The sequence below is a fragment of the Klebsiella sp. HMSC25G12 genome, from assembly GCF_001807705.1.
GTDB classification, from domain to species: Bacteria; Pseudomonadota; Gammaproteobacteria; order Enterobacterales; family Enterobacteriaceae; genus Klebsiella; species Klebsiella variicola.
Genome location: NZ_KV789801.1, coordinates 20,542 through 27,373, shown reverse-complemented (window position 1 = coordinate 27,373; position 6,832 = coordinate 20,542). Strand labels below are relative to the sequence as shown.

The following is a 6,832-nucleotide window of genomic DNA, read 5'->3' as shown; positions in this document are numbered from 1 at the left end:
TTTGGTCGCGGTGCGATGACCAACCACTGGGTGGATATTAAGAACGCCAACCTGATCGTGGTGATGGGCGGTAACGCCGCAGAAGCGCATCCGGTGGGGTTCCGCTGGGCGATGGAAGCCAAAATTCATAATGGCGCCAAGCTCATCGTTATCGATCCGCGCTTTACGCGTACGGCATCGGTGGCAGATTTCTATACCCCGATTCGTTCCGGTACCGACATTACCTTCCTGTCGGGTGTGATCCTGTACCTGCTGAATAACGAAAAATTCAACCGCGAATACACCGAAGCCTACACCAACGCCAGCCTGATCGTGCGTGAGGACTACAGCTTCGACGACGGGCTGTTCAGCGGCTATAACGCAGAAAAACGCCAGTACGACAAAACCAGCTGGAACTATGAGCTGGATGAGAACGGCTTCGCCAAACGCGATACCACGCTGCAACATCCGCGCTGCGTCTGGAACCTGCTGAAGCAGCACGTTTCTCGTTATACCCCGGATGTAGTCGAAAACATCTGCGGTACGCCGAAGGCCGACTTCCTTAAAGTTTGCGAATACATTGCCGAAACCAGCGCGCCGGATAAGACCGCGTCGTTCCTGTATGCTCTCGGCTGGACCCAGCACTCCATCGGCGCGCAGAACATCCGTACCATGGCGATGATCCAGCTGCTGCTCGGCAACATGGGGATGGCCGGCGGCGGTGTCAACGCCCTGCGCGGTCACTCCAATATCCAGGGTCTGACCGACCTCGGCCTGCTCTCCACCAGCCTGCCGGGCTACATGTCGCTGCCGAATGAAAAACAGGCCGACCTGCAGACCTACCTGACGGCTAACACGCCGAAGCCGCTGCTGAAAGACCAGGTCAACTACTGGGGCAACTATCCGAAGTTCTTCGTCTCCATGATGAAAGCCTTCTTCGGCGACAAAGCTACGGCAGAAAACAGCTGGGGCTTTGACTGGCTGCCGAAGTGGGATAAGAGCTACGACGTTCTGCAGTATTTCGAGATGATGAATCAGGGCAAAGTGAATGGCTATATTTGCCAGGGCTTTAACCCGGTCGCCTCGTTCCCGAACAAAAACAAGGTGGTGGCTTCTCTGTCGAAGCTGAAGTTCCTTGTGACCATCGACCCGTTGAACACCGAAACGTCCACCTTCTGGCAAAACCACGGTGAGTCGAACGATGTTGACCCGTCGAAAATCCAGACCGAAGTGTTCCGCCTGCCCTCCACCTGTTTCGCTGAAGAGAACGGGTCGATCGTCAACTCCGGCCGCTGGCTGCAGTGGCACTGGAAAGGCGCGGACGCCCCGGGGATCGCTGTCACCGATGGTGAAATCCTCGCCGGTATCTTCACTCGCCTGCGTAAGATGTATGCCGAAGAGGGCGGACCTGCGCCGGAGCCGGTGCTCAACATGACGTGGAACTACTCCACTCCGCACGAGCCGGCATCTGAAGAAGTGGCGATGGAAAGCAACGGTAAAGCGCTGGCGGATATCACCGACCCGGCGACCGGCGCGGTGATCGTTAAGAAAGGGCAGCAGTTGAGCTCCTTTGCCCAGCTGCGCGATGATGGCACCACCTCCAGCGGCTGCTGGATCTTCGCCGGTAGCTGGACGCCAGACGGCAACCAGATGGCGCGCCGCGATAACGCCGATCCGTCAGGCCTCGGCAACACGCTGGGTTGGGCCTGGGCCTGGCCGCTCAACCGCCGCATCCTGTATAACCGCGCCTCCGCGGACCCGCAGGGCAAACCGTGGGATCCTAAACGTCAGTTGCTGAAGTGGGACGGCGCCAAATGGGGTGGCGTGGATATTCCGGACTACAGCGCCGCCGCGCCTGGCAGCGACGTCGGTCCGTTTATCATGCAGCCGGAAGGGATGGGCCGTCTGTTCGCTATCGATAAGATGGCGGAAGGACCGTTCCCGGAACACTACGAGCCGTTTGAAACGCCGCTGGGGACTAACCCGCTGCATCCGAACGTGGTCTCTAACCCGGCCGCTCGCGTCTTCAAAGGCGATCTCGAGCAGATGGGCAAAGCGGACAAATTCCCGTACGTCGGCACCACTTACCGCCTGACCGAACACTTCCACTACTGGACCAAGCACGCGTTGCTTAACGCCATCGCACAGCCGGAGCAGTTTGTGGAGATCGGTGAAAAACTGGCGAATAAGCTCGGCATCGGCCACGGCGATACCGTGAAAGTTTCCTCTAACCGCGGCTATATCAAAGCCAAGGCAGTGGTGACCAAGCGTATTCGCACGCTGAAAGTTGACGGTAAGGATATCGATACCATCGGCATTCCTATTCACTGGGGCTATGAGGGCGTAGCGAAAAAAGGCTTTATTGCTAATACCCTGACGCCGTTCGTCGGTGATGCAAATACGCAGACACCGGAGTTCAAAGCTTTCCTCGTGAACGTGGAAAAGGTGTAACGGAGACGACTTATGGCTTATCAATCGCAAGATATTATTCGTCGTTCCGCGACTAACGGTTTCACCCCCGCGCCTCAGGCGCGGGACCACCAGCAGGAGGTGGCGAAGCTTATCGACGTCACCACCTGTATCGGCTGCAAAGCCTGTCAGGTGGCCTGCTCCGAATGGAACGATATTCGTGATGAAGTCGGTCACAACGTCGGGGTGTATGACAACCCGGCGGACCTGACCGCCAAGTCATGGACGGTCATGCGCTTCTCGGAAGTGGAACAAAACGACAAGCTGGAATGGCTCATTCGCAAGGATGGCTGCATGCATTGCGCGGACCCGGGCTGCCTGAAGGCCTGCCCGTCAGAAGGCGCGATCATTCAGTACGCCAACGGTATCGTCGACTTCCAGTCCGAGCAGTGCATCGGCTGCGGCTACTGTATCGCCGGCTGTCCGTTCGATGTACCGCGTCTGAACCCGGAAGACAACCGCGTCTACAAATGTACCCTGTGCGTAGACCGCGTGACCGTCGGCCAGGAGCCTGCCTGCGTGAAAACCTGTCCGACCGGCGCAATCCACTTTGGCTCCAAAGAGGATATGAAAACGCTGGCCGGTGAACGCGTGGCTGAGCTGAAAACCCGCGGTTATGACAATGCGGGCCTGTACGATCCGGCCGGCGTCGGCGGCACCCACGTCATGTACGTGCTGCACCATGCCGACAAGCCGAATCTGTACCATGGCCTGCCGGAAAACCCGGAGATCAGCCAGACCGTGAAGTTCTGGAAAGGCATCTGGAAACCGCTGGCGGCCGTCGGCTTCGCCGCGACCTTCGCAGCCAGTATCTTCCACTACGTCGGCGTCGGTCCGAACCGCGCGGAAGAGGAAGAGGACAACCTGCATGAAGAGAAAGACGAGGTGCGCAAATGAAAAGACGTGACACCATCGTGCGCTACACGGCGCCGGAACGCATCAACCACTGGGTCACCGCCTTCTGCTTCGTCCTGGCGGCAGTGAGCGGGTTAGGCTTTTTCTTCCCGTCCTTTAACTGGCTGATGCATATTCTCGGTACGCCGCAGCTGGCGCGTATTCTCCACCCGTTCGTCGGGGTGGTGATGTTCGCGTCGTTTATCATCATGTTTTTCCGTTACTGGCACCACAACCTAATCAATCGGGATGATATCTTTTGGGCGAAGAATATTCGTAAGATCGTCGTCAACGAGGAGGTGGGCGATACCGGGCGCTATAACTTCGGCCAGAAATGCGTGTTCTGGGCGGCGATTATTTTGCTGGTACTGCTGCTGGTGAGCGGTGTGATCATCTGGCGTCCGTATTTTGCGCCGGCTTTCTCAATCCCGGTGATCCGATTTGCGCTGATGCTGCATTCATTTGCCGCAGTGGCGTTAATTGTGGTTATCATGGTGCATATCTACGCCGCCCTCTGGGTGAAAGGCACCATTACCGCGATGGTGGAAGGCTGGGTTACCAAAACGTGGGCGAAGAAACATCACCCGCGCTGGTACCGAGAGGTCCGCCAGAAACAGGAAAAGTCATCTGAATGAGTATTCGCATAATCCCGCAAGACGAGCTGGGTTCGAGCGAGAAACGCACGGCGGAAGCAATTCCGCCGTTACTGTTCCCCAGGCTGAAAAATCTGTATAACCGCCGCGCTGAACGCCTGCGTGAGCTGGCCGCCAACAACCCGCTGGGCGATTACCTGCGCTTTGCCGCGCTGATCGCCCATGCCCAGGAAGTGGTGCTGTACGACCATCCGCTGCAGATGGATCTGACGGCTCGCATTAAAGCGGCCAGCGAACAGGGTAAACCGCCGCTGGATATCCACGTTCTGCCGCGCGACAAGCACTGGCACAAGCTGTTGCACTCGCTGATTGCCGAGCTGAAGCCGGAAATGAGCGGCCCGGCGCTGGCGGTCATTGAGAATCTGGAAAAAGCCTCTGAGCAGGAGCTGGAGCAGATGGCCAGCGCGCTGTTTGTTTCCGACTTCGCCTCCGTCAGCAGTGATAAAGCGCCGTTCATCTGGGCCGCGCTGTCGCTCTACTGGGCGCAGATGGCCAGCCTGATCCCGGGGAAAGCGCGCGCCGAATACGGCGAACAGCGTCAGTTCTGCCCGGTATGCGGCTCGATGCCGGTCTCCAGCATCGTGCAGATCGGCACCACTCAGGGGCTGCGCTATCTGCACTGCAACCTGTGCGAAACCGAGTGGCACGTGGTGCGCGTCAAGTGCAGCAACTGTGAACAGAGCCGCGACCTGCACTACTGGTCGCTGGACAACGAGCAGGCAGCGGTGAAAGCCGAAAGCTGTGGCGACTGCGGAACCTACCTGAAGATTATGTATCAGGAGAAGGATCCGAAAGTCGAAGCCGTCGCCGACGATTTGGCGTCCCTGGTGCTCGATGCCCGTATGGAACAGGAAGGCTTCGCCAGGAGCTCAATTAACCCGTTCATGTTCCCCGGCGAAGGGGAGTAAGTTCTGCGGTGTGATTTCGGGCGGCTCTTGCCGCCCGCTTTCCTTCTTGCGACACGAGCGTAGTCAGGAATGACTCACCCGCGTCACTGACTGTCATCAGAGGCCAGCCTTTGGCTGGACACACTCTTTTCAGACGAGTTTGTCGCTCCCTTGTCGTCCTCCTGCCACTCGAATTATTCAGGGTGTAGTTCGTACGGCGTGACTACGCCAGGAATACCGGCAAAATCCTTCGTATTCCGCGTAATCAGTTCCAGACGATGGAGTTGCGCCGTCGCCAGAATGATGGCATCCGGCAGCTTAAGCTTATACTCCTGCCGCAGCGCAATGCTTCGCTCTGCAATATCCTGTGAGATGTTAATGATATTAAAGGTGCTTAACGCCATTCGCGTACGCTGCTCCTGGTGATATTTTTTAGCGCCAACCATCACCTCCATCCAGGTAATCAGACTGATCGCATTCTGCGGTGGCCAGGCCTCCAGCGCCTGTTTGGCTTCGCGACGCCCGCTAAATAAATCAATAAGAATATTGGTATCAAAAAGCGCAGATCCGGAGGTCATTACCACTCCTTGCGTAGCTGACGTTGATATTCCATGCCGTCTTCTTCGCAGTCTTGCCACAGACCCAGCGCACTGGAGATGGTATCTTTAGCTAGATCTTGTTTCTCCAGATATTGTTCAACCGCTTCACGTAACAGTTCCGCTCGCGGAATGTTACGCTGCACTTTGAGGTCATCGAGACGTTGAATGACATCGTCTGATAAATCGAGAAGAATTCTGCCCATATCCCTTTCAGCCATCATGCTCATATATACCTCAAGTATATCACCAGTGATGAAGTTATGAGCAATCTACAGCTTTTGAAATCGGAAACAAAAAGGATTTTGCCAGGTAAACGCTTTTTTGCGAGCCGCTTTCCATAATGCACAGGCGACCTCAACAGGCCTGTATTTTCGCCATAATCCAGGCTATAACACTGGATATTAAAACAGTACAAGGAACTTCATATGGCGCTGGAGAAAGGGATTGCTTCGCTGGTTGAGGCATTTATTGCGGCAGGTCGTCCGTCATCGCGCGATCAACATATTGATGATCGGAGGGCCGGCTATATCGCCAGTACAGTACTCGCCGGGGAGACGGAAACGCGAGTGCGGGTGGAGGATATCACCCTGGAGGGTATGCACTTCCGCGTCGTTTCACCGCCCACTGCCGACGGCCTGCTACCCACGCTTATCTACTACCACGGCGGCTGTTTTGTCAGCGGCGGCTTTACCACCCACGATAACCAACTCCGTCAGTTAGCCATGTTCAGCGGTTGCCGGGTGATCGCTGTACAGTACCGCCTGGCGCCGGAGCATACCTTTCCGGCGGCGCACGATGATGCAGAACGAGGTGCTACGATTATTCACCAGCACGCGGAGCAGCTTGGTATTGATGCCTCGCGCATCACGCTGGCCGGCGACAGCGCCGGCGGGCATCTCGCTCTGGTCACGGCCCTGCGCCTGAAAGCGAAAGCGGCGTGGCATCCTGCACAACTGATTCTGATTTATCCGATGCTTGACCCCACCGCCAGCATGGCGAGCTACCTCAGCAATGGCGATGACTATGTGATTACCCGGGACACGCTACTGAGCGGCTACGAAATGTACCTCGCCTCGACGCCGGCAAACCATCCGGATGCCAGTCCGCTCTGGCGCGAAGATTTTAACGGGCTGCCACCGGTGCATATTCTGACAGCTGAGTTCGATCCTTTACGCGATGAGGGCGAAGTGCTGTACCGAAGGCTGACGGAGCAAGGGGTGGAGAGTTCCTGTCAGCGTTATCTGGGGGTGATCCACGGCTTCTCTCAGCTGGGGGGCGTCAGCCACGCCGCGCGTGATGCTATGCGGGATATCGCCTGGCGTGTGGCATCGCCAGGACGATAACGGCCAGA

At 57.0% G+C, this 6,832-nt stretch carries 7 protein-coding genes; 5 read left to right on the top strand and 2 right to left on the bottom strand.

Features of this window, described 5'->3' with window-relative positions; all coding sequences use genetic code 11:
- The 4 genes from fdnG to fdhE all read left to right on the top strand — a co-directional run.
- Nucleotides 1-2,430 (top strand): formate dehydrogenase-N subunit alpha (gene fdnG, locus HMPREF3096_RS02090; protein WP_228704794.1); only part of this gene is annotated, 2,430 nt, incomplete at its 5' end.
- 12 nt (nt 2,431-2,442) lie between these two features.
- Nucleotides 2,443-3,345 carry a formate dehydrogenase subunit beta gene (gene fdxH, locus HMPREF3096_RS02085; protein ID WP_002882822.1) on the top strand — a complete coding sequence of 301 codons (903 nt, stop codon included), beginning with the start codon at nt 2,443-2,445 and terminating at the stop codon, nt 3,343-3,345.
- Complete coding sequence (gene fdoI, locus HMPREF3096_RS02080; protein WP_008807902.1) at nt 3,342-3,977, top strand: formate dehydrogenase cytochrome b556 subunit; 636 nt, start codon at nt 3,342-3,344, stop codon at nt 3,975-3,977. The genes fdxH and fdoI overlap by 4 nt, the downstream gene beginning before the upstream one ends.
- Entirely contained in the window at nt 3,974-4,903 is a 930-nt protein-coding gene (gene fdhE, locus HMPREF3096_RS02075) for a formate dehydrogenase accessory protein FdhE (RefSeq protein ID WP_004150358.1), read from the top strand. Before fdoI ends, fdhE begins: the two co-directional genes overlap by 4 nt.
- Before the next feature lie 173 nt (nt 4,904-5,076).
- Here the strand turns inward: fdhE and HMPREF3096_RS02070 are convergent, their stop codons facing one another.
- Both HMPREF3096_RS02070 and HMPREF3096_RS02065 read right to left on the bottom strand, forming a co-directional pair.
- Entirely contained in the window at nt 5,077-5,460 is a 384-nt protein-coding gene (locus HMPREF3096_RS02070; RefSeq protein WP_032731537.1) for a type II toxin-antitoxin system VapC family toxin, read from the bottom strand.
- Entirely contained in the window at nt 5,460-5,702 is a 243-nt protein-coding gene (locus HMPREF3096_RS02065; RefSeq protein WP_162550505.1) for a ribbon-helix-helix domain-containing protein, read from the bottom strand. Before HMPREF3096_RS02065 ends, HMPREF3096_RS02070 begins: the two co-directional genes overlap by 1 nt.
- Before the next feature lie 204 nt (nt 5,703-5,906).
- Here HMPREF3096_RS02065 and HMPREF3096_RS02060 point away from each other — a divergent pair, with 204 nt between their 5' ends.
- Nucleotides 5,907-6,824 (top strand): alpha/beta hydrolase, encoded by a 918-nt coding sequence (locus HMPREF3096_RS02060; RefSeq protein ID WP_032731536.1) that lies wholly within the window; start codon nt 5,907-5,909, stop codon nt 6,822-6,824.
- Nucleotides 6,825-6,832: the final 8 nt, after the last annotated feature.

Excerpts from the sequence above, each read along its gene's own strand:
- fdhE (WP_004150358.1), top strand. The coding sequence starts at position 3,974 with ATGAGTATTCGCATAATCCCGCAAGACGAGCTGGGTTCGAGCGAGAAA.
- fdxH (WP_002882822.1), top strand. The coding sequence starts at position 2,443 with ATGGCTTATCAATCGCAAGATATTATTCGTCGTTCCGCGACTAACGGT.
- HMPREF3096_RS02070 (WP_032731537.1), bottom strand. The coding sequence starts at position 5,460 with ATGACCTCCGGATCTGCGCTTTTTGATACCAATATTCTTATTGATTTA.
- fdoI (WP_008807902.1), top strand. The coding sequence starts at position 3,342 with ATGAAAAGACGTGACACCATCGTGCGCTACACGGCGCCGGAACGCATC.
- HMPREF3096_RS02065 (WP_162550505.1), bottom strand. The coding sequence starts at position 5,702 with ATGATGGCTGAAAGGGATATGGGCAGAATTCTTCTCGATTTATCAGAC.
- HMPREF3096_RS02060 (WP_032731536.1), top strand. The coding sequence starts at position 5,907 with ATGGCGCTGGAGAAAGGGATTGCTTCGCTGGTTGAGGCATTTATTGCG.